A 25,624-nucleotide genomic window follows, 5' to 3' on the forward strand; every position below is an offset into this window, starting at 1 on the left:
AATGGCTAATTCATTTGACATGGTACTGTTCGGCGGCGGCGGCGATCTGTCGCTGCGCAAACTGATTCCCGCACTGTACCGCGCCTTTATCGAAGGCGGCCTCAACAAAGATACGCGTATTCTGCCGGTGGTACGTCGTCAGGAAGAGGCGGACACCTATATCAAGACCGCACAACAGGCGTTGAAAACGCATCTGCGCGATGGCGAATACAACGAAAAAAGCTGGAAGGAATTCAGTTCCATGCTGCGCGCGGTATCCCTGGATATCTCCAAGCCGGACGACCAGTGGAATCTGTTGATTGACCTGCTCGGCAACGATACCTCGCGCACGCGCTTGTTCTACCTGGCGATTCCGCCGGCGGTGTTCGGTCCGTGTTGTGAAAATCTTTCCATCAAGGGCCTGATCCACGAGAACTCCCGTGTGGTGGTAGAAAAGCCCCTGGGCTATAACGCCAAAACCTCCGACGAAATCAACAGCAAAATCGCCGAGTATTTCCCGGAAGAGAGCATTTTCCGTATTGACCATTATCTGGGCAAGGAAACCGTACAGAACCTGCTGGCCCTGCGTTTCAGCAACGTACTGTTCGAGCGCTTGTGGGATGCGAAAACCATTGATCATATTCAGATCAGCATCGCAGAAACCGTTGGCCTGGAAGGCCGCGCGGGCTTTTATGACGACACCGGTGCACTGCGCGACATGGTGCAAAACCACCTGTTGCAGTTGTTGTGTCTGATTGCAATGGAATCACCTAACAGCATGTCCGCGCGCAATATCCGCTCGGAAAAAATCAAGGTGCTGGAAGCACTGCGTCCGCTGGTAGGCAAGGAAGTCGACAAAAATATTGTGCGTGGGCAGTACGTTGCCGGAGGACTCGGCAAGGAACTGGTACCGGGCTATCTGGAAGAGCTGAAAGCGCCGAACAGTACCACGGAAACCTTCGTTGCGATTCGGGCACATATCGACAACTGGCGCTGGACTGGCGTGCCTTTCTATTTGCGTACTGGCAAGCGTATGGAAAAGCGCTGCGCGGAAATCGTGATCCAGTACAAAAAGGTCTCCCACAGTGTCTATCAGCCGGAAGCCGGAGAGGTACTGCCGAACCGCTTGGTGATCCGCCTGCAACCCGAAGAAAGTATCAAACTCGTTTTGATGGCGAAGAAAATGGACAGTCTCACCATGGAATTGCAACCGGTGGAATTGAACCTGTCCCTGTCCGATACCTACGACAGTTTCAAGAGTGATGCCTATAAACGCCTGATGCTGGACGCCGCGGCAAATAATTCCGCGCTGTTTATTCACCGCGAGGAAGTGGCGGCAGCCTGGGCTTGGGTCGACCCGATCATCGACCACTGGCGCGATACCAGCAACCAGCCGCAACTCTATCGTGCGGGTACCTGGGGACCGCAGGCATCCAACCATTTGTTGGCGGAAAACGGTCACCACTGGTTTAACCCCTGATCTAGCGTCAGCGGAAAACGCTCACGAGTAACAAACGGTCTTTAGACATGGTCGAAGAAAAATTTTTTGCAGACAGAGAAAGGCTTACATTGGCGCTCGCCAATGAGTGCGCTGCGGCTTTGCACGCGGGTATCAAGGTCAACGGTCAGGCAACATTTCTGGTAAGTGGCGGCAGTTCGCCGGAGCCGGTTTACCGCGAACTCTCCCGCCGCCCCCTTCCATGGCAGCAGGTCAACGTGGCACTGGTAGACGAGCGCTGGGTAGATAAGGGTGAAGCGGGCAGTAATTTTGCGTTCATTACCAACACGCTGCTTCAGAACGAGGCCGCAAAAGCACCATGTCTGGGAATGAAAAATGCTTCAGCTACTCCGGCGGAAGGTGAGGCGGAATGTGAACGCGCGTTTCAGGAATTGCCGCGCCCATTTGACGTGTGCGTACTGGGTATGGGCAACGATGGTCACACGGCGTCGTTTTTTCCCCACGCTGAAGGCCTCACCGAGGCGTTGAATCCGAATTCCGATAAATTGTGCAAAGCCATCACCGCAAAGCAGAGTGCGGTGACGGGAGTGCACACCGAGCGCATGACACTTACGCTTGCTGCGATTTTGCAGGCGAAGGAAATCAAATTGCTGATTACCGGGGAGGAAAAGCTCAAGGTCTACCGTCAGGCGCTGCTGGGGGATGATGAGAGCGAAATGCCGGTGCGCAGTATTCTCAAACAGAGGTTGAAGCCGGTCACTGTGTATTGGGCGCCCTGATTTTTTGACTGCCGGCGAACAGGCAATCTAATGGAATTGGCAAAACGCCTGTGAACATTTAGGAATTAGAGAGTTTTAGGAATTTGCAATGCAAGAGTCACTCGTACCCGTTTTGGAGCAGGCTGGTGTAGTTCCGGTACTGGTCATTGATAACGTCACCGATGCGCTGCCGCTGGCGCAGGCACTGGTAGAAGGCGGTTTGAATGTACTGGAAGTCACCTTGCGTACCGAAGCAGCGCTGGCTGCGGTAGAGGAGATTGCCAAACATCTGCCAGATGCACATGTGGGCACTGGCACCGTACTGAGCGCCGCCGACATTCGCCGCTCCGTAGATGCGGGGGCCACGTTCATGGTGAGCCCGGGCGCTACCGAAGCCCTGCTGGATGCCGCTGATGGTGTATCTGTTCCAATGTTGCCGGGAGCAGCCAATCCCTCTGAAGTGATGCGCCTGCTGGAGCGCGGCTACCGCTACCAGAAATTCTTCCCCGCGGAGGCTGCCGGTGGAGTACCGATGCTGAAGTCCATCGGTGGGCCATTGGCGCAGGTGAAATTCTGCCCCACCGGAGGTGTCAGCCCGGGCAATGCTAAAGAATACCTGTCGCTTTCCAATGTTGTGTGCGTGGGTGGTTCCTGGATGGCGCCTTCAAAACTGGTGGCGGAAAAAAATTGGGCGGAGATTACCCGTTTGGCAAAAGAGGCCTCTCTGCTGAAGGGGTGACTCGGAAGCCGGAGTCCGGAAACGGATTCAATGAGCAGTTAATTTCGCAGCGTGCGGGGGGGAGTACACCCGGCGCTGGTATACAAAAATTCATAAACTTTAAAACACAGAGGGTGTAGCGATATGAAACTCAGAATTGCTATCAACGGATATGGACGCATCGGCCGCAACGTAACCCGTGCGATCTATGAGTCTGGCTACAACGACCGCATCCAACTGGTTGCCATCAACGATCTGGCCCCGGTAGAAGCCAATGCGCACTTGACTCGTTTCGACACCGTACACGGTCGTTTCAACACCGAAGTGGCCGTGGAGGGAGAGAATCTGGTTATTGGTGGCGACACCATCAAGGTTTGCCAGGAGCGCAACCCGGCAAATCTGCCTTGGGCTGAGCTGAATGTAGATCTGGTGTTGGAATGTACCGGTCTGTTTACCGACAAGGCAGCGGCTGCCCAGCACATGCAAGCGGGCGCCAAAGCCGTGCTGATTTCCGCTCCGTCCAAAGATGCGGACCTGACCGTGGTTTACGGTGTAAACGACGACAAGCTTACCGCCGAACACAAAGTGGTTTCCAATGCCTCTTGTACCACTAACTGTCTGGCGCCGGTTGCCAAGGTGTTGAATGACGCGATCGGTATTGAGCGCGGTTTCATGACCACCGTGCACGCCTACACCAACGACCAGAACACCCAGGATGCGGTGCACAAGGATATCTATCGTGCGCGTGCAGCCGCCGACAACATGATCCCAACCAAGACCGGCGCCGCTGCCGCTGTCGGTTTGGTTCTGCCGGAACTTCAGGGCAAGCTGGACGGTATGGCGGTACGGGTGCCTGTGAACAACGTGTCTCTGGTGGACTGTCAGTTCATCGCTGGCCGCGATACCACTGCGGAAGAAATCAACGCGATCATGAACGACGCAGCCGGCACCATCAAAGGTGGCGTGCTGTCTTTCTGCGAGCAGCCGCTGGTATCTGTGGATTTCAACCATACCACCGCATCCAGCCATTTCGATGCCAACCATACGCGTGTGAACGGTAATCTGGTGAAGGTAATGGCTTGGTACGACAACGAGTGGGGTTTCTCTCACCGTATGCTCGACACCAGCCTGGCGATGGCAAAGGCTCAAGGCCTTTAAATCTCAATGAGGCATTGAAACGCTAATCTGCTTTTGATGTTTCACCGGAGCGGGCGCAATGCCCGCTCTTGGTTTCTGATTCGAACGGCAGTCGGTAAATGGCTGCAATAAATACGTCTCACATTCAATTCAAAAACAAATATCGCCATTATGAATCGCCATACAAAAATTGTAGCCACGCTTGGCCCGGGTACCGACAAGCCGCGTGTTATTGACGAGATTATCCGTGCCGGCGTGAACGTCGTACGTCTGAATTTTTCCCACGGCAGTGCTGATGACCATCGCAAACGTGTGTCGGAAGTACGCCGCGCGGCAGCCGAGCAAAATAAGCTGGTGGCCATTCTTGGCGACCTGCAGGGGCCGAAAATTCGCATCGCCCGTTTTGCTGAGGGCAGTATTTTTCTTGAGAATAATGCCGAGTTCACCCTCGATGCCGATTGCCCGAAAGAGGGGGGCAACCAGCAGCGTGTGGGCGTGGATTACCCTTCTCTGATTGCGGACTGCAAACCTGGCAATATTCTGCTGTTGGACGATGGCAAAATCCGCCTCGAAGTTACGGGTGGTACTAACAGCAAGCTCTTCTGCCGTGTATTGCAGGGCGGCAAGCTGTCCAACAATAAGGGTATCAACCTGCTGGGTGGCGGCCTGTCGGCGCCGGCACTGACGGAAAAAGATTACCAGGACATCAAACTGGCAGCTGAACTGGAGGTGGATTTCCTCGCGGTAAGCTTCCCGCGCAGTGGCGAAGATCTGGAAATTGCGCGCAAAGCCATGCGTGAAGCCGGCAGCAACGCTGCTATCGTCGCCAAGGTAGAGCGCGCCGAAGCGGTGGAAAATGACGCGCAGATGGATGACATCATCCTCGCCTCTGACGTCATCATGGTTGCCCGCGGCGATCTGGGCGTGGAAATTGGTGATGCCGCTCTCGTAGGCGTACAGAAAAAACTGATCAACCGCGCCAATGCGCTGAACCGTGGTGTGATCACTGCAACCCAGATGATGGAGTCCATGATTACCAATCCGACGCCGACCCGCGCGGAGGTTATGGATGTGGCCAACGCGGTGCTGGATGGTACAGATGCGGTCATGCTTTCTGCCGAAACGGCCGCCGGTGACTTCCCGGTTGCGGCGGTGGAGTCCATGGCGCAGATCGTGGTGGGTGCCGAGCAGTATCTGGGTACCACCAACCGCCCGGCGCCTGCTCGGTCTGGTTCTGAAAGTATCGATACTGTGATCGCCCAGGCCGCCATCGAATCCGCTGCGCGCGTGGAAAACCTGTGTGCGGTCGCGGCGCTGACCGAATCTGGTCGCACCCCCCGGATTATGTCCCGCGCGACTACCCAATTGCCGATCTATGCACTGACCCGTCATCCGCAGGTGGCGCGCCAGTTAGTACTTCTGCGCGGTGTCGAGCCCATTGAGTTTGATCCGGCATCCGTACCGCTGGGTCACCTGACTGATGCCATTACCGAAGTTCTCAGCTCTCGTGTTGAGTTGAAAAAAGGCCAGCGTATTCTGATCACCCAAGGCGAACGCCTGAATATGGGTGGCGGTACCAGCTCCATGCGGATCAAGGAAATCGAGTAACCCCTTCTCCGTAACCGAACCCTAAATAGCACTTCCGGTCACGGCTGGGAGTGCTATCCAGGGGATAGCAACAACGAATTGTCAGAACCGGTAAGTCACTCTGCGGAGTAAATCGCATCCTTACCCGGCTTCAGATATCCCAGTACTTCCCATACCAACAGTCAGTTAAGACAGTTTGTGATGGCCAAAACACCTAAATTGGCCAGATATTTTCGCTTTCCCGTTGTAGCTTTTTCCTTCCATTGTGTGTATTGTCGATCGTGAGAATGACAGCGCTATCATAAAAATGAATGACAGCGCTATCATTTGGCGGTACAAGGTGAATAAAAGTTTCTAACCAAACCTTTATATCTATAAAAAAGGAAGGGGAAATCGATGCTTAAGCGCAACAAACTCGCTCTCTCAATCAGTGCGGCTGTACTGGGTGGTAGCCTGGTGGCTCCGCTGGCAGTTGCTCAGGAAAGTGCTCTTGAAGAGATTACCGTTACTGGTATTCGTGGATCTCTGCAGGATGCGCTCAGTACTAAACGCGATTCTTACTCTATTGTCGACGCTATTTCTTCAGAAGATATCGGCAAGTTCCCGGACAAAAACGTAGCAGAGTCTCTGCAGCGTGTTCCCGGTGTTACCATCCAGCGCCAGTTTGGTGAGGGTGCGGCGGTATCTATCCGCGGTGCGGGTAACGACCTGACCCTGACTACATTGAATGGCCAGAATGTTGCGTCCACCGGTTGGTTCGTTCTCGAGCCTGCCAAGCGCAGCTTCAACTACGAGCTGCTGCCGTCCGAGCTGGTTGGCGATATCGAAGTTTACAAGTCCTCCCAGGCTGACCTCGCTGAAGGTGGTGTGGGTGGTACAGTGGTAATCAATACCCGCAAGCCGCTTGACCTGGACTCCATGACTCTGCGCGCTTCAGTGGAAGCTTCTCAGCAGTCCGATTCCGACTCTACCGACCCGCAGTTCTCTGGTCTCGCCAGCTGGAAAAATGACTCCGAAACCTTCGGTGTGCTTGTTTCAGCGGTAGCTCAAGACCGTCAATTACAGCGCCAGGGTAACGAAGCGTTTTGGCAGTGGGGTGCAGGTCCTGTTGCATTTGAGCAGGAGCGTAAGCGCTCAGCTGTTTCCGCAACCTTCCAGTATCAGCCTACCGAAAATCTCGACATCGTATTCAATGCGATGGATATGCAGATGGAAGCCAACAACACTAACTACGCGCTGTGGTTGACCCAGGGCGATTGTGGCTGGGGTCAGGTTGCACCTGGTGAAGATGGCCATAGCCCGCAGTGTTACAGTGGTATGGGGGAAACCTCAAAGTGGATTGATCAGGGGGTGGTAAATGCCGACGGCGTTGGTGTTCCGGCGGCAGGCCCGCTGTATAGCGCTTACTGGCAGGCCCGTCCGCGTGAAGCAACCATGAATTCCGATGTGTTCGATCTGGCGGTAACTTATTCTGGTGAGGGCTACGAGCTGAGCGTGCAGGCTGGTTCTACCTCTTCAACCGGTGGTACCGACTTTGAGATGGTCGTTGAAGACGGTTCTGGCGGTGAGCTGATCGACGGAACTTATGACTTTACTGGCGGTAGCCAGACTTGGGACATCACTGATGGCTTTGATATGTCAAGCTATATCCCAAGTACTGTTGTTATGGGTACCGGTACTAACTTTAACGCGACGCCTAAAACCGATGATGAGGTATACTTCCAGGCGGACCTGGAATTTGATGTTGAGCTGGGTCTGATCAATAGCATCAAAACCGGTATTAAAACAGCGGATCACAACTCTACCAGTCGTCGCTTTGAATTCACCCAAGCCGATGGTTTTGACGCTGTTATTGAGACTGCCGATATTGTTGATGGTACCATCTCTGCTGGCTCCGGTAGCTACGACATCGTGAAGCTCGATGACGAGGCGCTGAAAGCCTATGCCAAGGCCTCCATTACGGGTAAGGTTGAAGATCTCGGCGCTTATAGTGAGATTGAAGAAACCAACTCTGCGCTTTACGCAATGGCCACCTTCGCCGGTGATCGTGTTCGCGGTAACTTCGGTGTTCGCTACGTTTCTACCGATGCAGCCTCTGTTTATTACCTGGAGGGTCAGAAGACCAAAACCAAAGCGGACTACACTGAGATCCTGCCGAGCTTCAATCTGGCTTATGACCTGACTGAAGAACTGATCCTGCGTACGTCCGTTGCCAAGGTTATGGCTCGCCCACAGTATGTGGATATGTATGTTAACCCAAGCCCCTTGGGTGCAAATGATGGTGTAGACAACAACCAGATCTGGACGATTGGTAACGTTGGCCTTGAGCCGTTCACTGCCAACCAGTTTGACCTGGGTGTTGAATACTACTTCGCCGAAGGTTCTCTGCTGTCTGCTGGCGTGTTCTACAAGGATGTCAGCAACTTTGTAACCATCAACCGTTACAATGCTACCGCAGCTGAGGTTCCTTTCGAACTGCCTGATAGTGAAGCGGCTCTGGGCTGGCAGGTTGAAGAAAAAGATAACGGTGAGAGTGCGACCATTCGCGGTATTGAGCTTGGTTATCAGCATGACTTTGGTAATGGCTTTGGTACCATCGCCAACTATACATGGACCGACACTTCAACCGACGAAGACACCTTCACTGACGGTAATCCGTTCCTGAGCGACAGCTCCGAGAACGTATACAACCTGACCGGCTACTACGAAAATGACATGTTCTCTGCTCGCCTTGCCTATAACTGGCGTAGTGAGTACATGATTCGTGAGGCCGGTTCCTACGGTAACCGTCTGCACGATGACTTCGGCAGCCTCGACCTGAGTGCCGTCTGGTACGCCACTGAAAACCTGGATGTTAAGCTTGACGTGAACAATCTGTTGGCGGAAGAGTCTGTACAGCTTGGTAACAACCAGTTCCCAGATGCGAATGGGTTTGCTCAAGGCTTCCCGCTGTTTGAGTACGAAACTGCTCGCCGTATCAACTTGGGTGCATCCTATAAGTTCTGATTTTCAGGACTGAATAGGGGTTAAGAGAAAAGGGAAGTTTTTACTTCCCTTTTTTCGTATGAAAAATATACTAGGCGGGTTTCTCTAGAATAACTTCAAATCCAATAAGGTGTTGTATGACCAACGTAGAAGCCCCGAAAATCGTTCCACTGCGCAGTGATGTTCACGGTAAGCTTAAAGTTCGTGAATTGGGGACCTTTGAGCACGTTAAGAATGCCCACATGCTGCCTGTCACTGCTCATGAATTCGCCCGTCTGAGTGCGGAATACCCAATTGTTTTTGTAAAGAACTCTGATACTGGGCAGTTCCAATCCGTAGCTCTCATGGGGCTGAAAGTAGGCGAAAACCTATTCGTCGATGGTGATAAATGGAACGGTGTTTTCGTTCCGGGTGCCGTGCGCAACCATCCGTTCGTGCTAGCGCCAGCTGGGGAGAACAAAGACCGTCTGATGGTTGGTCTGATCGAAAACAGCCCGGTAGTTGGTGAGGCAGAAGGTAATGCTTTGTTCACCGAGAGTGGTGAAGAGTCCGAATACCTGAAAGCGAAGAAAGAAGCGTTGGTTGGCTACCTGGAAAGTGACCAGATGACCAAGGCATTCATTACCATTCTGGCCGAGAAAGATCTGCTGACCACGCAGAATGTTGCCATCAATGCAGGTGAGGAGAAGATCAATCTTAGTGGAATCTACATGGTTGATGAGAAGAAGCTGGGCGAGTTGAGTGAAGAAGACTTCGCCGATTTCCGCAAGCGTGGCTTCTTGGCGCCTCTCTATGCTCAACTGGGCTCATTGCACCAGTTTTCCCGTCTGGCCAAGATGCAGGCCAGTGCCTGATCCTTATTGTGCTTGATACCATATGACTATCAGTAGCTCTGATCAAATCAAGCGTGTATTGGTAGTTGGGGGTGGCACGGCCGGCTGGTTGTCGGCCTGTCACCTTGCTAAAAAGCTTTCCTCCTCCTCCCCTGCTGGCGTTCAGATAACGCTGGTCGAGTCAGAAAATATCCCCACGATTGGTGTCGGGGAAGGCACGGTCCCTGCAATTCGGGAGTCTCTCCGTTACCTCGGTATCAGTGAAACCGAGTTTGTACGCGAGTGTGATGTAACCTTTAAGCAGGGTATCAAGTTTGCCAATTGGGTACGTCCGCCCGGAGCAGCGGGGCCGGATTTTTATCACCACGTATTCGACTACCCCGATATCGGGGCAGGTGATTTGACGCCCTATTGGTTGCAAAACTCCCTGGGCCGCAGTTATGTGGACGCGGTGTCCGTACAGGGGGCAGTGTGTGACCGGGGATTGGGCCCAAAGGATATGACAGTGCCCGAATTCGAGGGTATCGTGAGCTATGCATACCACCTAGATGCGGCGAAGTTTGCGCGACTACTGACCCGTCATGGGGTGGAAAAGCTCGGGGTAACACACCGTCTGGCGGATATACAGCAGGTCCACCGGGATGATTCCGGCAATATTTCTTCTGTAGCTACCAATACTGGGGAGCATATCGAGGCGGATCTCTTTGTAGATTGCACCGGTTTTGCATCTTTGTTGCTGGGGCAGGCAATGGGGGTTGGGTTTGTCGATAAACGCAACGTCCTTTTCGCTGACTATGCGCTGGCCGCTCAGCTTCCATATGCAGTAGAGAATGCACCGATTCCCAGTTTTACCATTTCGACTGCGCAGGAAAGTGGGTGGATATGGGATATCGGATTGTCAGAAAGGCGAGGCACCGGTTATGTATATTCCAGCGCACACACCGATCACGACCGAGCGGAAACTGTGTTTCGTAGCTACCTCGGTGATGATGAAGGGAAGTTGTTGGTTAGAAAAATCCCCATGCGAGTTGGGCACCGGGAAACTTACTGGCAGAATAATTGCGTGGCGATTGGCTTGTCCCAAGGGTTTGTAGAGCCTCTCGAAGCAACTGGAATATTGGTATATGACGCCACTGCAAGGATGCTTGCCGATATATTCCCGGTTAATCGCTCGGTAATGCCAATTGTAGCGCGACAGTTCAATCAGGCGGTCCAGTATGCTTGGGATCGAGTGATTGATTTTATCAAATTGCACTACTGTATAAGTCAGCGCAGAGATCACCCTTTCTGGGTTGAGAACAGTGAGGCATCGACGATTCCCGAATCGCTCATGGAGAAGTTGAAATTGTGGGTATTTCAACCTCCCAGTACCTATGAGTTCCCCAGTAAGCTGGAAATCTTCAATCTGGCGAATTATCAATATGTCCTATACGGCATGGAGTTTGATACGCGGATCGACAAGTCTGTATCGGGGCGGTATTCCATGATGCCCACTGCCCAGAGTCGAATGAGTGAAATCGCAAATTTTTCCAGTCAGTTGCTCAGTAAGCTTCCGGAACATCGCACGCTGATCGAAAAAATCAAAAAGTTCGGCCTGCAAAAAGTCTAACAAATTATGCAGCCTAGCAGTTCAAAAACATTGAATATCGTGGGTGGTGGTAGCGCCGGTTGGATGGCTGCCATTTATCTCAATCGCTACTTCAATCGCGAAGTCCAGAATTATCAGATTAACGTCATTGAAAGCCCGGATATCGGTATTATTGGCGTCGGGGAAGCGACGGTACACAGTATCCGTTTCTTTTTCGGTGCCATGGGGTTGGATGAAGCCGAGTTGATGGCAGAGACCAATGCTACGGTTAAGTCTGGCATCATGTTTCGCAACTGGATGAAGCCGGTTGAGGGAAAAACACACGAGTATTTCCACCCGTTTGACCAGCAGCAGCCGGGCGGATCTGTCGATATTTCCACTGCTTGGTTTGTGGGGAATCGCACTGCGGAAGAGCGCTATGATGAAGGTGTGAGTGTTAACTCCCACCTGATCAAGTGGGGGCACTGCCCTAAGGGCGTATCTTCGCCACAATACCAGGCGGCAGTTCCATATGGATACCATCTCGATGCGACACTGCTTGCGCGCTTTCTAAGGCGTAAAGCGGTAGAGCAGGGGGTCCGCCATATTGAAGCGACGGTTACAGATGTAGAAGTTGTCGCGGGAGAAATCCGGTCTGTCCTTACGAGCGAGGGGCGGTTTGCTGGCGATTTTTTCATAGACTGTACAGGGTTTCGCGGGCTGCTAATCGAGAAGCTCAAGAAAGACAATTGGGTTTCTTTTGCTGATGTATTGCCGTGTGACAAGGCTGTAGCGATTCAGCGAGAGCTTCCCAGTGACGAAAAGCCGCGCTCTTATACTGTGGCAACGGCGCTTTCCTGTGGCTGGGCCTGGCAGATTGACCTGGTCAACCGCCAGGGAAGTGGATATGTATACGATAGCAAGCGGCTTACACCTGAGCAGGCAGAATCAGAACTGCGGGCCTTTCTAGGGGTCGAGTCCAGTGTAATTAAGTGCAAACACCTGGATATGAAAGTTGGTTGCAGAGATGATTTCTGGATTGGAAACTGCGTGGCTATTGGCCTGTCTGGTGGCTTTATTGAACCACTGGAGTCTACTGGTCTGCACATGATCCACCTCGGCGTGAGCCTGCTCGCCACACATCTAGCGGCGGACGACGGTAGTTGTGGGTTGCGCGACTCTTATAATGAAAAGTTGCGGGGGTTTTATCAGGACCTGAAGCAATTCATCGTGCTTCATTACTGCCTCTCGAACCGCGACGATAGCGCCTTTTGGCGAGCAGCTCCGGCTACTGTCGATGGTTGTTCTTGGCTGAAATCAAAGCTTCCCCTTTGGCAGCGCAAGATTTGTGAGTATCAGGATTTTGCAGGGAGCTTTGCTAGTATCTTTACCGATGCCAACTATCGCTACGTTCTATATGGAATGCAGTACTACCCAGCGCCTCGTTTCGCTTTATCTGAAAGCGAGATAAATTCCACGTTCGAGCGCTTCGAGCAGATTCTGAGCCGAGCAAAGGCTAGTACAATGATGCACGAAGAATTCCTGCAGATGGTGCAATCCAAAAAACGCGCTAGAGGTTTCCGATGAGTCTGTATCGTGCGCGATATATCCCTTGGATAATCTGGCTGTGTTGCTTCTATGGCCTATGGGGCGGGTTTGTTGCCAGTCAGAATCTCTGGACGGTGGTGGCCGATCATTGGCCCATGGCCCTCTCCATGGCGATTGGCAGCTATGCCGCCGGCTCTACCCCCATGGGTGGTGGTACTGTCGGTTTTCCTGTTCTTGTGCTGCTTTTTGATATGCCTGCGAGTCTGGGGCGGGATTTCAGTTTCGCGGTGCAGTCCATCGGTATGGTCAGCGCCAGTATCTTTATTCTCTGTCGTCGTCAGCCGCTGGCCTGGAGCATGTTGCGAGGTGCAATGCTGGGTGCGGTTCTGGGTACTCCACTGGGCATTCTGTTTCTCTCACCGCTGATTCCGGAGCTCTGGATTAAATTGGCGTTTGCGGTGATCTGGGGCAGTTTCGGGGTGTTGCACCTGTATCGGCTGCAGGAGATCACTTCTCATTCCGGGGTCGGTACGAAATCGTCTGCGACTGAATTCCGACTTGGGGTGATTGCCGGCTTCTGTGCCGGGGGAATGGCTGCGGCCATTACCGGCGTTGGTATCGATATGGTCATCTATGCGCTGCTGGTACTTTTGTGTCGGGTGGATCTCAAGGTGGCCATTCCGACTTCGGTCATCATCATGGCCTTTACCTCACTGGTAGGGGTTGCGGTCAAAAGCGTGACGGGGACCTGGCAGCCCGGTGTGCTGGGCAACTGGTTGGCGGCGGCCCCTGTGGTGGCCCTCGGAGCACCGCTCGGTGTCTTTGTTGTGGGATTGATTGGACGCAAGCCTACATTGCTGGTGGTGGCAATTCTGTGTATCGGGCAGTACTTGTGGACCGGGTACACGGAACGTAACACTCTGGGGCTGGCCGGAATGACGGTGTTCGCGGGCGCGGTATTGGTTTGCCTGTTGGGGTTTGAATGGCTGCGAAGCAAAGGTAATGCTCGCCCGGTGTCTGCTGGTGCAAATCATTCTGCACCAATGCTGGTTCCCGGGGGTTTCAGGTCACCCTCAGCCTGATTTATGTTTGCTGGCGTTGTGTAGGCTGCGGGAGTAAGTCTGTCCCGTTATCCCCGTGTTTCGACTTTGGCTTTGGCATGCCATAAAAAAGGCGATCCCGTTAAGGATCGCCTTCTTAAAATGGCAGGGGCGGAAGGATTCGAACCTTCGCATGACGGGATCAAAACCCGCTGCCTTACCGCTTGGCTACGCCCCTGTGAAGTGCCGCGAGAGCTGTCTCGCTGGCGGAAGATGGTAGCAAGACCGAGACCATCTAAATAGACACGCCTTGATACCTGTCAAGCACCGTCCAATGCGGCGTTGAGGCTGCGCATTCTATAGAAAACTCTAGGGGAGTCAACAGTTTAGATGCACTTTTAGTTGCAGAAATAGACGCATCATTGTTGGTTATTTATTGAGCATGGCGGGAGTGTTTGTAGATGGCCTGTAGAACTTTAGGTAGTTGCATATCCGCCATGAGGGCTATCTGAGACCGGGTGGTCAGGGCACATGGCGGATTGAGTAACGGGCAGATTACGGACATGCCTCCAATCACGGGGGTATATCACTGAGTGAGGTTTTCTATGTTCGTATCTGTATTGGTGCCCGTAGTGGTGCTCGTAGTAGTAGTAGTCTGGAAAATCGACATGGCAGCTGGCGCAGCTCTGTTGGCTGGATTGGTCTGTATCGTGTGTGAACGGGATATAGGTCGAGCAATGTTGGGGGCTATAGTGGGTGCGTATTTGCTGTAATTCGACTGGCTGTCGTCCTGTACACCTATTATCGTGATCACTTGATGTAGGGTATCTCCCCCCTTACCAAAGCTATTCACGCCATTACAGCGCCAAGCCATCCACCAAATATGCAAATGAGAAGTATTTCTTTTAACTGTAATGGCTGGCAGAGATGGGAATAATGGAATAGGGGCGCGCAATAATGTGCAGTGTTTTCGACGTGAATGATGATGCCGGAATAGAGAGGTTCTTAGAGGAATACGGCGTACATCATCCTCAGAATATGATTTTCAAGCGACGTGTTAGGCCTACTACAGAAGTCAGCATAGTCACCGCGCGCCACGATCAGCCCGAGATTGAAAACGCCATATGGCACTTATACTTAGAGCGTGATGGTAATAGTTGGAAGCCTCACAAAAAATACTGGTCGATCAATAGTAATTGGAAGAAATTGGGACAGCGACCAGAGTACCGAAAGTCTCGCTGCCTAATCCCCGCCACTGCTTGGGTAGAATCTCAGAACGGCAAGAACCCAGTCGAATTCAGCTGGGGAGATAACTATTCTCCATTTTTCTTTTGTGGGCTGTATAAGACTTGGGGGGACACGTTGAGTTGTTCAATCATCACATTAGACGCTCATCCCGCCACTAAAAAATACCATGAAAAATCATTCCCAATGATTGCTCCACAAGAACCGAGCTTTATCGAAGAATGGCTTTCTGGAAATGAAGACACCACATCTTTTGAACCTTTTCTTCACCCAGATATTGTTCACGGTGGAGAACCTCTAATGGTGCAGCCAGTAAAAAGGGCAACCTCTACGGAATATTCGGGAGATCGAAAAATAGTGAATTAGGAAGCAATTCCCAATTTATGTTTACGGTCTTCGATAATAGCAAGTAGGCTCCCTATCCATGAGAACGGCTATTTGTTCGTCCGTATCAATCCCCATAAGGCTATCCCTTATCTCTTGCGATTCTTTCCATACCAATAGATCAGGATTCTCACCGCCCGTTGCAACGATGATGGAGCAGTCAAAAATTTCCCTAAGAACTGTAGTCAAAATGGCTGGGTTGATTGCCTCAGCAGTTCTGACACAATCACTATTCAAATCAATATACCAGTATGTATAAGGTTGAATAGTGGCTCCATCTTCAGACTTGCCACGTTGTATTTCTATGTTCTGTGGATCGATTGCCATTTGACGCTCTCCTGATTGACTACTTTGGATTAGCAGAACTCTGCTTTATCAAATTTTTGATTTCTTGGATCAAGAAACGATTTGGCTTGTCTGCTCCGTCTGCGTTTGAATTCGGGTTGTGACCAAACGCGTCAAGTGCTTTGTCATAAAGTTTTTGCAGCATCTCCTTATCGCTTCCATCCTTATATAGCTCTTCTACAACACTCTTATAGCCTTCAAATGATTTAGCAACTGAATGTTTATGCCTATATTCGGCGGCGAGTCTATCCCATCTGAATGCAACTGAAGCTGCAAATCCAGATAAGGCTAATAGTGGAAAAGCGAGTAACGTCCTGATGGCTACGAATTCCAACATTGTCATTCCGGCGGGTACAGTAAATCCATTTTTTAGTGATTCATAGGCGATCCAACCCAAGGCAGAGAGGGGAATGGCGGCAAAAAGCCACGCGAACAAACTTAATCCCCCATAGGATTTCCGAGAACTATTAAAGTCATTCGAGAGGCTGGCCGTAGTAACTCTCCCTAAAAATGAGCTGGACTTTTCGATCAGCTTTTCAAGCTCAACCTGCGTATCGTAAAGTTTGCCAATTGCTCCGTTGTCCGCTTCATTGGTGTCAACACCATACAATACTTCCCTTGCGTCGTCGGCGTCGTTTGAAAGGTTTTTTACCTTGCTACGAATTTCCTCAATCTCCTTGTAGGCCATCTCAACCTTATTTTTTGTACCTTCATTGACTTCATCGCCCTCAAGCTCAACCAAGAAAAATTCGAATCTATCGAGAATTTCTTGCGCGCGGGTTCTTGGCTCATTAAGCTCGCTTTCAACGTCGGCAATAGCTTTTTCTCGATCAGATAGCTCTCTATCCCGAGCTTCAAGCTTTACCAATTTCTCTGAATAAGTATCAATCGTAGACTGAAGTTTCCTTAGCTTTCTTTCAGCACTATCTTCAATCTTCTTCAGCGCTCGGGTAATTCGAGCTTTTTCAGCAGGAGGAAAAAATTTAAGTACTTCTTCAACGTCTTCTGATGTATCCATACGTATCTAATTCTCTATTTAATTCTTTCAGATGCTCTCATTCTTGCCACATGCCAGACAGTGCAAGTAACGCCCGTATCTGCCTAACTTCTGGTCAACCATGCCCCCGCATTCTGAGCAGCTTGCAGCACTACCCTTTTGCCAATTCCATAATCTGGCAAAGCTGATCCAGAAGAAGACAATAGACCCGAGAAGCAATAAGGCACCGACCCAAGGAGCAGAATTCAGACTCTGTTCCGACAGTTTGGAAAACATTGGGATGGCTTCGAAATGGGAGGGTAATAGATTGCCCAGGACAAACATTGAAACGATAGAGCCAAGCAGCAAAGCTATAGGTAGTAGGAACAATTTGAATAACATTCGGTTTTGCATAGCTATTCTTCCGGGACCAATCCTTGGGGTTGTTTTTAGTTGACTCGATAGTACCAGCTCTTGGCAGGTTGTCACCATTGATGTATAACTGTATGGATGTACAGTATTCCCGGGTGCCAGAGTGTCAGACCATAGAATCCAGATTGATGACCTCAAAATGATCATTTCCCTTGAGCAGGGCTGTTACTCGATATGCGTTCTGATTGGTGGCTGTCGTACTTATTGCTATGAAAAGAGCTTGGGGCTTAGAAAAGCTCTCCAAATGGCAATTCTGGAAGCGAGAGGACGGGCTACAGCTTGGCATAGCATTCAGGTTGATGGTGAACCACTCAGAATCCGGCGTATCACTCATGTATCAGGTCAGTATTACTATGAAGTGGTGCCTATCGAACTGCGGCAAATGATCAGCGCTAGCTTGATGATTAAAAGCGGCAGGGGGCTAAGGGAAGAGATTCAGGGCAGGGTAAGGCACTGCCGAGCTATCCAAGCAGGTTGAGCCAGATAAAAAAGGGCCAGCGATAAAGCCAGCCCATTAAGAATTTACCATTTTGAAACTATCCGCGATCCATGACGGATAGCCAGATGCTAATTGCTTACTGGCCATGTGTCGATCACAAGCTATTACGGCTGAATTGAAGGTCGCAAGATTATAAAAAGGCGACGATCACTTTGGGAGAGGCGAATAGCCGGAAGACCACTAAACAACCAAACTGTAAAGAAGCGTAAAATATGCTTGCAAAGTCAGCAATTTTCATGCTAGGCATTGACAAACACCCGGAATTCGTGGTAATATAAAGAATAAGTTATCAGATTTATCTGCGTTTTTATTTACATCTATATTTTTTGATGCCCCATGGGCCGCTCCCGCGGTTTGCTTACGCGAAAGGGCATCAAAAAATATAGATGTAAATAAAAACAATCAATCCATTCCCTGCTCAAATCCAACTTACTAACTTTTAACTTAATTATTTTAAATAGTTGAGGCAGATTTCTGTTGTCTGTCTACAGCTCAATGAATTAGCCCAGCTGAGAACCCCTCTCCACTCAGACAACTTTAAGACGCTCTACTCTTCTTTACTTCGGGGAGCCAGTTGTGGGTGCTGATCATCCTTGGAAACGTCGAGTTGGTGTTTCCCTTTAGGCGGTCTGCGCGACTGCCTCTTTTTATTCTAAGAATTCACACAACCACAGTGAATACAGCCGGTACTGGATTCTCCTTATCCTTTTGCCAGTGCCGGGCTTATTAACTCAAAAGGGATAAATATAAATTTCAAAAAAGGAAAATTTATGAAATATCATTTTAACTCTCAAACACGCGACGTTAGCGTAGCCGAATACTTCGCCCAGAACGGAGCCGATTGGAAAGGTATCCGCTTGCAGATTCAGAACATTCTACGTAACGGCAATGCCATTCAGGTTAAGTTTGCCAGTTCTGTGCAATCTATCCCCGGCAATAAATATTCACTTATTACAAACAAAATTCTCACTGGGCCTTCGTACATTAAGTTCAGCCTCAACAAAGAAGAGGTAGACACCATCAAAACATTTGTAGAAGACGAAGATATTATCGTTATAGATAAAGCTGTAGACCGCGATAGGCAAATTTTGCATGTAACCTTCACTCGCTCATCTCTTATTAAAAGTCAGCTGGAGACTTTGGAACCGCTGATTCGACAGGATTATGAGTATCTAACCGCTATGGAAGAGAAGCGAAAGCAAGAGCAGCAAGCAAAAGAAGATACCTGCCTATCTATCGAAGAGCTGGAAGCGTTATTCAACTAAGAGGAGAGCAACATGATTAATTATCAAGAATTAAACAAACACTTAATCGAAGGTAAGCAAGAGCTTTTTGAAGATGAAGAACCGGAGCAGTGGGATGCTTTCGAAAGCCACAAAATAAAACAGGAGGATGACATATTATCTGAAATCTTGAGAATGAAGACTGAAGTGAGACAGGAGCGGGAACAGAGGTATAAAGCCAAGAAATCTGCAGAGCGCACTGCCGCCATAGCTAAGTTCCTGTGATCAAAAGATAACCAATAATTCTTATTGTATATCGATTTAAAAATAAGCTCTCGAAAATGGCATGTTAGAAAATTACAAGTCTCGACTTTCTATATTTTCGCTTGTACATTGCGCGAGTCGGACAACTGAGTCCGTTTTTTATTTTGTTTATTTTTAATTTAGCCAAACCAATGGTGACGCCTATAGCAGAGTGAATTAGTGTAACTACACAGCGCCAATCTTGCGCCAGTACCCTACATTCAGAATCTATAGGCCGCTATGAGCGGTTTTTTTACGTCTGAAATTTATGAAGGAGGATTCTAATGAATGCGAAATAACGAAAAACTTCAAAAGCTGAATGTCTATATCAAGCAAAACTTTATGCCACTAATCAACCGGCACTTAGATAAACACGAACTCACAACGAGTGAATTTATGAATATTGCAATTGAACACTATCTCAATCACAACGTACATAGCATGCAGGAGGAAAAGTTTGAACCAAGAGATCGTAACACCAAATAATAATATTTCTGTAGATCGCAAAAACTATTGGAAATCCCGTCCCTCAAGAAGCCGGAAAGCCAAAACTTACTGGCATAGTGAAGAAAACAGTCTTTGGCTCCACGAGATGACCTACACAGGTGATCAAGAGCATTTAGATTCCCTTCTGTCTCATACATTCTGTTCAGTTGGGATTACATCGCCAACAAGAAAGCAGATTAGAACACTGGAACAATTACTGCTGAATTTACTACGTATAGAAGATAGATATCCGGATAAGTGTCTGCGTATCTTGATGGACAACAAGCACAACGACCCAGAAACCTTTCAATTTAGAATCTTTCGATGCTCTGGCTGGGTGTTACAGCCTTTGGTCTATTCACTGGCTGATCATGGAATCATCGACCTTAGAAAGGGCTCTGTAGAAGATGGTAAGGCAGAAGCCACGAAGATAAAACTGATTACAAAGGAGTTCGAGGACTTTCTTGATTGTAAAAATTTGAAGTGTATTCAGCCCCCACAAGTTGCTTTTAAAAAGAAAGGTAAACTTTGTGTTCCTGATTTTTCAGTTAACACAAAACAGTACGGGAGTAAGATTATTGAGGATTACAATAATTTACTCTCAAGAGTGGTGGTTTCCTGCAAGGGTGTCGTGATTGAAGATGCTCAGAAACACTACACAATTGAGGATTCTCAAAAGTATTACACCAGAAAGTTTAAAGACGACACCTTTTCATCTGGTGGACGCTTGTACGCGGGCTGGCAATCACTGATCCACTCTGAATACCGTTCTGATATTCGAATCGATGGGGTTGAGACAAGAGAGATAGACATTCGATCATGTGATTTGATGCTGAATTATGCTCGCTTAGGGTTGGATGTAACCACAGAAACAGAGGATCTTTACTATTGTGATTTGCTCGAACCTGTCTGGCACTATCCAGAAGCACGGAAGCTGACAAAGAACGTTATTGTTACGGCCTTAAACATGAAATCAAGAAGCCGTAAAGCGTTGGTTAACCAGATTTACAACACTGTCATTAATCCAGTTAAGAAGAGTAAGAAAGACAAGTCTGATCAATGGTCTACCTTTATCATTGAAATGTATCGGCGAAGTACTGGAAAGGACGTAACACTGAAAGAGATCATTGCGGCAATTCTTGATAAGCACAATGCGATAGAACAGTTTCTCGGTCATGGTGACACTTGGCATATATCCCAGCACACAGAATCAAACATTATTATGGACGTCATTCAGTTTGGTGTTGAAAATGAGATTGCAATCTTAACTATCCACGACGGTGTTGTGTGCGAGGTAGAAGATGTAGAGACGATTAAACAGGTATGGATTCAGGCAATCATCAAGCATACAGGTGTTGATTTTAAGCATCCTGAAAGATTGTTGAGTGTAAACTAGTTGATTGTTGCGGGTGGTGGGGGCTTTACGGCTTTCTTCCCACCTGATCCAGACTACTGAATCTAGATGTATATCTATCTAAGTGAATCAAGCTAAATGTGCTCTTAATACAAGATCTATTCCTAAACGAATACTCTATTAATACTTATCGGGGAATAGATCTTGCGTTGCTTTCTCATCTTGCAGAGCAAGATTCAGACATAGCAACAAATAAGGGGGTCTATATTAATTTATCTGGACAGAACCTTTTCTTCTTTTTTTCTTTTTTTCCCTATGTCTAAGGTTTGTTCGTTTTCTAACCGATCATAATAATAACTATAGGCAGATAGACGTAGAGACTAAAGAGCGCGTAATTGCCTACATGGTGCAAGATGGTAGTAGTGCACGGAAAGCAGAACAGTTGTTTGGATTTTCCAAATATACAGCGATAACCCTTGGAAAAAGTGTCCAACTTAGCTAACCCATATCTACCTACTGGGGTGGTGTCCAATTGCCTCCACAGCCCCTGTAAACACTGGTGATAAATAGCCAATTTCGAGTGATCGAGCCTTAGAATTCTTTCAATAAAACACTTACTAAACTAAGTGCCAAGTTAGACATGATTCCCTTGGTGGTACGATGGTACATCTAATCATCATAGAACTGATATTGAACCTACCTTTGAGAAATCGGACAATCTGAATCAATAGCAATGGATTGTATAGGTAGAATCAGATGCCACAACAAGAAAGAGCCCCAAACGCTCCCCCTGTAGCCCCTAACCCTCTTGAACTCGCCATTTATCAGTTTGAGCAGAGTGCCAAGGCATACCACAATAAATTGGCCCAGAACGCCCCTAGGGATGAAACACCAGATCAGGCAAGGGCGAGAGAGCATGCCAGAAAGCAAGACTGGGACCACCTACAGCAACAACGTAGACACGTAGAAGTCTTGGCAGATATACAGGCAAAGCTTGATGCCTACAGAGACGCTAACAAGTCCAAGTCTACAAGTGAACTATTGAAGGAAGATCACCACCCTACAGATAAGCTTGCCATGCATCTGACAGCCATTAGCGAGCCGAAACCAAGTAGGAATCACGATCCGCACCACATTGTTATGGGCTCAGGTCGCTGGCAGAAACCTCGAATGATGCGCTCACGTCTTAATCTGCATTTACACGGCATAGGCATAAATGACCCTATCAATGGTGTTTGGCTGCCTCGCAAGTATGAGCATAAAGGCCATTGGGCAACCCCGAAGGCACCAGCTCACAAAGAGATTCACAGATACAATTATGAAACTTGGATTGCCGATATCTTCTCATTGCCCGGACTTACTGAGCTAACTATCACAAGCCGACTCAGAGAGGTTAAAACCATGCTTAAGTTCGGTGGATACCCTGAGAAAATCACAATGCCGAAAGATGCACAATGGAAAGCAGAAGTATGAACACCGTCTATCAACTAAAAGCCATACCAGAAAAATTCATGGCGTTACAGTTGGACATAGTGCAATTGGCCGAACAGCTCGGAGACATAGCGCTGATTGATACTCTGATGCAGTTTCCAGCTACAAACGAGTCTCTCAAATCTATTTGGAATGATTCAGTTTCAGATAATTTTCAGCCCTTATCTAAAACAAGTAGTGAAATTCCCGATGTTTCTCTTTGGGATGCAGCAAGTTTGGTTTTAAACCAGAAAGCCTACGATTCATTAAATAGATACTTGGAATCCGAAGGTGAGTTTCTACCAATCACTTGTAACGGTGAAAAGATGTATATCTTCAATTGCCAATCATTTGGTGAAGAGGATAAGGCCCACACAGTTAAGAAGTATGTTAACGGAACTGATATGGGCTTAGAATATCTGGAATTTAACAGTGATGATGTAGCCAAGAGATTCATTTTCAAATCTAAACTGAAAGGCGTAAACACTCTCTACTGTACAACTTCATTTAAAGCACTGTGCAAAGAGTTTAAGTTAGAGGGACTTAGATTCGATGAAGACTTGGTTAGTCCATTCTAGAAGCCTCTGACAGAGCAATCTGTAATACCGGGGTCTATAGTGGCGCGGTGACCTTGGCAATGTAGACTCCATTTTTCCCGGTAATTCGTCCTGAGCTTCTATCTACGGTGAATAGAAGACCTCCTTTATCATCTCGGACAATTATCCTTTTTTCCGTGCAGTGAGTTTTACTGATTAGCTTTCCTTTATCATCTTTTAGTGACCCACCACAGATCAGCTGAGTTGGGTTCACTTCTGTCGCCAATATTGGCAATGAGATAAATACCAAGAGAATCGCAAGAAGATTTTTCATAGAAAGGTCTCTAAAAACTATGTATCTGAACTTCTGAAATTTCTTTGGCGTCAGATCTCACCTGTTCGGCCAACACATGCAGAATCCAGCATGTCGAGTTCTACAATGGGAATTCAACGTATCAATGTAACCAAGGGAGTTTAGTAATGGCGAGCATCATTTGGGTCTGTGACTGTGGCTATAAACGTGAATACCCGTTTAGGAAGCGGACAGATCAACCTTCACTCGATAAATGCTTACAGATTCTGCAGGAAAAGTTTAAAGCAGGATTAACCGTGGTTATTTGTGAAAGAGAGAACTGTGGAAATATGATGTACCCAGACCGATTTGCTCCAGAATCAGCACAGTAACAGTATTGAGGGGGGCGCTTAGATTGAGGTCGCGCCTAACCCCTTTGAATCGCCTCTCGATTAACTTTCCACTGTTTAAAAACAGGTAGTTGTAATGGTGCTGGGGTGTACGAAAACTCTACAGCTCAGGGTGTGCAATGATTATTCAACCGCTGATTTTTCCCCTGATTTCACACCCACAACCCACGTAGTTACATGTTATATTCCCCTCTTAAGTTACTGTTTCGGGGTTATGGATGATCAAGTATGTTTTGTACTTCCGCGTATCTACCAAGCGGCAAGGTGAGTCTGGGTTAGGTCTGGCAGCACAGAAGCGAGATATAAATCTCTTCTTGGAAAACTATTCATCTACCCCTTATGAAGTGCTTCAGGAGTTCACAGACGTTGAATCTGGGGCGAACAGTGATAGACCTGAGTTGCATAAGGCAATCAAGCTGGCAAAGGCTGAGAAGGCTGTACTATTGGTCTCTAAGCTGGATCGATTGAGCCGGAAAGTATCGTTTATCGCTTCTCTACTGGATGATAAGAAGCTTGATTTCAAAGTGGCGCAGATGCCCACCGCTGATAAATTCCAGTTGCACATTTATGCGGCATTGGCTGAACAGGAAAGGGACTTTATCTCTACTCGAACCAAAGCAGCACTGGCAGAAGCTAAAGCCAAGGGGAAGCGTTTAGGCGGCCTCAGAGATAAGACCAACGAACGCAATAAGGTAAGACGTAAACAGGCTGAGAATGAAGCTCAGAAGCTCTCAGGCATACTTTTACCAATGGTTGCAACTCATTCTTTACAGGCAATGGCTGACACCCTCAACAATGCTGGATTACGTACAGCGAGAGGTGCTGAATATAAACCGATGACGGTGAAGCGCGTAATTGATCGACTGGGAATGTAGCGTTCTTTCCTCTTTGTGTTGCTATCAAGGGCTGGCTTTACGCTGGCCTTTTTTGTTCCTGTATGGGCTTCTAATAGCTGATTTTGAAGCAGTAGGGAGTGGTATTGGGAGATAGTTTTAGACAATTCTAAAGGCTATACAGAAGGCCTCATGTGATATTTTAAATTCATGAAAGCTTCTAGAAGGGAAGGGGGGAGTGTGTTCAGCACCTCGGCAAAGAATCAAGAGATATTTTAAATAAAAAACACCAGTAAAAGGGGCGATAACTAAACTGTCGATCTTACGGAAAAGCTTCATTAAACGTTTTATGCTCTGGATCTGTAATTTCTATATAGCGTGTCTTGTCCCAAGGGAAAACGCTACACTGTTCAGTGATGCGCTCTATTTGTGTATAGCTGTTTGGGGAGAAAGAACAGCCAATAATTATCGAGAATATTTTATTTGCCTCTTTCCAATTTGACATTGCAGACTTTAAGTATGTTTCCGTATTGTTTGAGGCCGCCTTCATGATAGAAATTCTACAGTCGACTATTACCCCATATTCATTGCAGAAACCCTCAATTAATTTCCCTGTGGTTTTATTAATTGATGCGGTGGATTTTGCAATTTCATCTATGGCTGACTTGCTAAGACTAAAATTTTCCTGGTAATCATTGACTTTTGATATTTCAGCATTAATTTCCTTGTTAAGGGTAACTACATTTTTATAAAAATTTTCACACAAAAGATCACCATGTTTTGCCATGGGAAATATCAAGCTGTGGAGTGCGTTCATGTCATAGCTTTCGAGGATGGCTCCATCAGGCTTATTGGATTTCTTAGTTATGGTCTCAAGTTCTGACTTTAAATGTTCTCGGTGTTTGAAATAGTTACTAAACGCGTTTTGTGATTCTGCAACTTCAATTTGTTTGTTTTGTTGAACCGATCTGAAGTTCGATACCCACAAACCTAGTACAGCTAACATCCCAGCTAGGAATGCAAAGGGAAGTCTGAGTCCAGTGAAGAAAAAATATGTAACCCCCTCGATACTAAGATCCCAGTCAAGTTGAGAAGTAAAAAAGATACTGATTCCTATCAGAGAACTAAAGCCAGTCCCTGTAATCCATGCCCATTGTGCGAAGTTTGGGTGATCTACCCAGCCGGAATAGGTGCTTTTATACTTCCTACTTTCCATTCTTCTTAA

General features: G+C 48.2%; 21 protein-coding genes and 1 tRNA gene. 17 read left to right on the forward strand and 5 right to left on the reverse strand.

Annotated features, from left to right (window positions below; all coding sequences use genetic code 11):
- The first annotated feature begins 1 nt into the window (after position 1).
- From zwf to C3938_RS12185, 10 genes are all read left to right on the forward strand, one after another.
- A complete protein-coding gene (gene zwf / locus C3938_RS12140) occupies positions 2 to 1,459 on the forward strand; it encodes a glucose-6-phosphate dehydrogenase (RefSeq protein ID WP_105103561.1) in 1,458 nt (485 codons plus the stop codon).
- A 47-nt stretch (positions 1,460 to 1,506) separates the two neighbouring features.
- Positions 1,507 to 2,217 carry a 6-phosphogluconolactonase gene (gene pgl, locus C3938_RS12145; RefSeq protein WP_105103562.1) on the forward strand — a complete coding sequence of 237 codons (711 nt, stop codon included), beginning with the start codon at positions 1,507 to 1,509 and terminating at the stop codon, positions 2,215 to 2,217.
- 88 nt (positions 2,218 to 2,305) lie between these two features.
- The gene (locus C3938_RS12150; RefSeq protein ID WP_105103563.1) at positions 2,306 to 2,935 is read left to right on the forward strand and encodes a bifunctional 4-hydroxy-2-oxoglutarate aldolase/2-dehydro-3-deoxy-phosphogluconate aldolase; all 630 of its coding nucleotides are present in this window, start codon (positions 2,306 to 2,308) and stop codon (positions 2,933 to 2,935) included.
- 123 nt (positions 2,936 to 3,058) lie between these two features.
- Positions 3,059 to 4,072, forward strand: coding sequence for a type I glyceraldehyde-3-phosphate dehydrogenase (gene gap, locus C3938_RS12155; protein ID WP_105103564.1), 1,014 nt, complete (start codon positions 3,059 to 3,061; stop codon positions 4,070 to 4,072).
- Positions 4,073 to 4,222: 150 nt separating this feature from the next.
- Positions 4,223 to 5,659 (forward strand): pyruvate kinase, encoded by a 1,437-nt coding sequence (gene pyk / locus C3938_RS12160; RefSeq protein WP_105103565.1) that lies wholly within the window; start codon positions 4,223 to 4,225, stop codon positions 5,657 to 5,659.
- 375 nt (positions 5,660 to 6,034) lie between these two features.
- Entirely contained in the window at positions 6,035 to 8,644 is a 2,610-nt protein-coding gene (locus C3938_RS12165) for a TonB-dependent receptor (protein WP_105103566.1), read from the forward strand.
- Positions 8,645 to 8,760: 116 nt separating this feature from the next.
- On the forward strand, positions 8,761 to 9,477 hold the full coding sequence (locus tag C3938_RS12170; RefSeq protein ID WP_105103567.1) for a SapC family protein: 717 nt from the start codon (positions 8,761 to 8,763) through the stop codon (positions 9,475 to 9,477).
- Positions 9,478 to 9,499: 22 nt separating this feature from the next.
- Positions 9,500 to 11,065: a tryptophan halogenase family protein gene (locus C3938_RS12175; protein WP_199775595.1), complete on the forward strand. Its 1,566-nt coding sequence runs from the start codon at positions 9,500 to 9,502 to the stop codon at positions 11,063 to 11,065.
- Between the two features lie 39 nt (positions 11,066 to 11,104).
- A complete protein-coding gene (locus C3938_RS12180) occupies positions 11,105 to 12,610 on the forward strand; it encodes a tryptophan halogenase family protein (RefSeq protein ID WP_233998977.1) in 1,506 nt (501 codons plus the stop codon).
- Positions 12,607 to 13,653 carry a sulfite exporter TauE/SafE family protein gene (locus C3938_RS12185; RefSeq protein ID WP_105103569.1) on the forward strand — a complete coding sequence of 349 codons (1,047 nt, stop codon included), beginning with the start codon at positions 12,607 to 12,609 and terminating at the stop codon, positions 13,651 to 13,653. Before C3938_RS12180 ends, C3938_RS12185 begins: the two co-directional genes overlap by 4 nt.
- A 121-nt stretch (positions 13,654 to 13,774) precedes the next feature.
- Here C3938_RS12185 and C3938_RS12190 read toward each other — a convergent pair.
- Positions 13,775 to 13,849: transfer RNA gene (locus C3938_RS12190), tRNA-Gln, on the reverse strand.
- A gap of 737 nt (positions 13,850 to 14,586) precedes the next feature.
- On the opposite strand from C3938_RS12190, the gene C3938_RS12195 reads away from it, so the two are divergent.
- Positions 14,587 to 15,222 carry an SOS response-associated peptidase family protein gene (locus C3938_RS12195; protein WP_233998858.1) on the forward strand — a complete coding sequence of 212 codons (636 nt, stop codon included), beginning with the start codon at positions 14,587 to 14,589 and terminating at the stop codon, positions 15,220 to 15,222.
- Between the two features lie 21 nt (positions 15,223 to 15,243).
- Here C3938_RS12195 and C3938_RS12200 read toward each other — a convergent pair whose 3' ends face one another.
- Entirely contained in the window at positions 15,244 to 15,567 is a 324-nt protein-coding gene (locus C3938_RS12200) for a hypothetical protein (RefSeq protein ID WP_105103571.1), read from the reverse strand.
- 19 nt (positions 15,568 to 15,586) lie between these two features.
- Positions 15,587 to 16,603 carry a hypothetical protein gene (locus C3938_RS12205; RefSeq protein WP_105103572.1) on the reverse strand — a complete coding sequence of 339 codons (1,017 nt, stop codon included), beginning with the start codon at positions 16,601 to 16,603 and terminating at the stop codon, positions 15,587 to 15,589.
- Between the two features lie 1,659 nt (positions 16,604 to 18,262).
- On the opposite strand from C3938_RS12205, the gene C3938_RS12220 reads away from it, so the two are divergent.
- The 5 genes from C3938_RS12220 (at position 18,263) to C3938_RS12245 (ending at position 22,906) form a co-directional block, all read left to right on the forward strand.
- Positions 18,263 to 18,757, forward strand: coding sequence for a hypothetical protein (locus tag C3938_RS12220; protein ID WP_105103575.1), 495 nt, complete (start codon positions 18,263 to 18,265; stop codon positions 18,755 to 18,757).
- 12 nt (positions 18,758 to 18,769) lie between these two features.
- A complete protein-coding gene (locus C3938_RS12225; protein WP_105103576.1) occupies positions 18,770 to 19,000 on the forward strand; it encodes a hypothetical protein in 231 nt (76 codons plus the stop codon).
- Between the two features lie 475 nt (positions 19,001 to 19,475).
- Complete coding sequence (locus tag C3938_RS12235; RefSeq protein ID WP_158681675.1) at positions 19,476 to 20,900, forward strand: hypothetical protein; 1,425 nt, start codon at positions 19,476 to 19,478, stop codon at positions 20,898 to 20,900.
- A 714-nt stretch (positions 20,901 to 21,614) separates the two neighbouring features.
- Positions 21,615 to 22,331: an AHH domain-containing protein gene (locus C3938_RS12240; RefSeq protein ID WP_105103579.1), complete on the forward strand. Its 717-nt coding sequence runs from the start codon at positions 21,615 to 21,617 to the stop codon at positions 22,329 to 22,331.
- The gene (locus tag C3938_RS12245; protein ID WP_105103580.1) at positions 22,328 to 22,906 is read left to right on the forward strand and encodes a hypothetical protein; all 579 of its coding nucleotides are present in this window, start codon (positions 22,328 to 22,330) and stop codon (positions 22,904 to 22,906) included. Before C3938_RS12240 ends, C3938_RS12245 begins: the two co-directional genes overlap by 4 nt.
- A 34-nt stretch (positions 22,907 to 22,940) precedes the next feature.
- Here the strand turns inward: C3938_RS12245 and C3938_RS17880 are convergent, their stop codons facing one another.
- Positions 22,941 to 23,198, reverse strand: a complete 258-nt coding sequence (locus C3938_RS17880; protein ID WP_158681676.1) for a hypothetical protein — start codon at positions 23,196 to 23,198, stop codon at positions 22,941 to 22,943.
- Positions 23,199 to 23,784: 586 nt separating this feature from the next.
- Between C3938_RS17880 and C3938_RS12250 the strand changes: the two genes are divergently transcribed.
- Complete coding sequence (locus tag C3938_RS12250; RefSeq protein ID WP_105103581.1) at positions 23,785 to 24,441, forward strand: recombinase family protein; 657 nt, start codon at positions 23,785 to 23,787, stop codon at positions 24,439 to 24,441.
- 280 nt (positions 24,442 to 24,721) lie between these two features.
- On the opposite strand, the gene C3938_RS12255 is transcribed toward C3938_RS12250, so the two are convergent.
- Positions 24,722 to 25,615, reverse strand: a complete 894-nt coding sequence (locus C3938_RS12255) for a hypothetical protein (protein ID WP_105103582.1) — start codon at positions 25,613 to 25,615, stop codon at positions 24,722 to 24,724.
- Between the last annotated feature and the right edge of the window lie 9 nt (positions 25,616 to 25,624).

The organism is Microbulbifer pacificus (assembly GCF_002959965.1).
GTDB lineage: Bacteria > Pseudomonadota > Gammaproteobacteria > Pseudomonadales > Cellvibrionaceae > Microbulbifer > Microbulbifer pacificus_A.

Bases quoted from the DNA above. Each gene is read 5' to 3' on its own strand.
- zwf (WP_105103561.1), top strand. From the start codon at position 2: ATGGCTAATTCATTTGACATGGTACTGTTCGGCGGCGGCGGCGATCTG.
- pgl (WP_105103562.1), top strand. From the start codon at position 1,507: ATGGTCGAAGAAAAATTTTTTGCAGACAGAGAAAGGCTTACATTGGCG.
- C3938_RS12150 (WP_105103563.1), top strand. From the start codon at position 2,306: ATGCAAGAGTCACTCGTACCCGTTTTGGAGCAGGCTGGTGTAGTTCCG.
- gap (WP_105103564.1), top strand. From the start codon at position 3,059: ATGAAACTCAGAATTGCTATCAACGGATATGGACGCATCGGCCGCAAC.
- pyk (WP_105103565.1), top strand. From the start codon at position 4,223: ATGAATCGCCATACAAAAATTGTAGCCACGCTTGGCCCGGGTACCGAC.
- C3938_RS12165 (WP_105103566.1), top strand. From the start codon at position 6,035: ATGCTTAAGCGCAACAAACTCGCTCTCTCAATCAGTGCGGCTGTACTG.
- C3938_RS12170 (WP_105103567.1), top strand. From the start codon at position 8,761: ATGACCAACGTAGAAGCCCCGAAAATCGTTCCACTGCGCAGTGATGTT.
- C3938_RS12175 (WP_199775595.1), top strand. From the start codon at position 9,500: ATGACTATCAGTAGCTCTGATCAAATCAAGCGTGTATTGGTAGTTGGG.
- C3938_RS12185 (WP_105103569.1), top strand. From the start codon at position 12,607: ATGAGTCTGTATCGTGCGCGATATATCCCTTGGATAATCTGGCTGTGT.
- C3938_RS12200 (WP_105103571.1), bottom strand. From the start codon at position 15,567: ATGGCAATCGATCCACAGAACATAGAAATACAACGTGGCAAGTCTGAA.
- C3938_RS12205 (WP_105103572.1), bottom strand. From the start codon at position 16,603: ATGGATACATCAGAAGACGTTGAAGAAGTACTTAAATTTTTTCCTCCT.
- C3938_RS12220 (WP_105103575.1), top strand. From the start codon at position 18,263: ATGAAATATCATTTTAACTCTCAAACACGCGACGTTAGCGTAGCCGAA.
- C3938_RS12225 (WP_105103576.1), top strand. From the start codon at position 18,770: ATGATTAATTATCAAGAATTAAACAAACACTTAATCGAAGGTAAGCAA.
- C3938_RS12240 (WP_105103579.1), top strand. From the start codon at position 21,615: ATGCCACAACAAGAAAGAGCCCCAAACGCTCCCCCTGTAGCCCCTAAC.
- C3938_RS12245 (WP_105103580.1), top strand. From the start codon at position 22,328: ATGAACACCGTCTATCAACTAAAAGCCATACCAGAAAAATTCATGGCG.
- C3938_RS17880 (WP_158681676.1), bottom strand. From the start codon at position 23,198: ATGAAAAATCTTCTTGCGATTCTCTTGGTATTTATCTCATTGCCAATA.
- C3938_RS12250 (WP_105103581.1), top strand. From the start codon at position 23,785: ATGATCAAGTATGTTTTGTACTTCCGCGTATCTACCAAGCGGCAAGGT.
- C3938_RS12255 (WP_105103582.1), bottom strand. From the start codon at position 25,615: ATGGAAAGTAGGAAGTATAAAAGCACCTATTCCGGCTGGGTAGATCAC.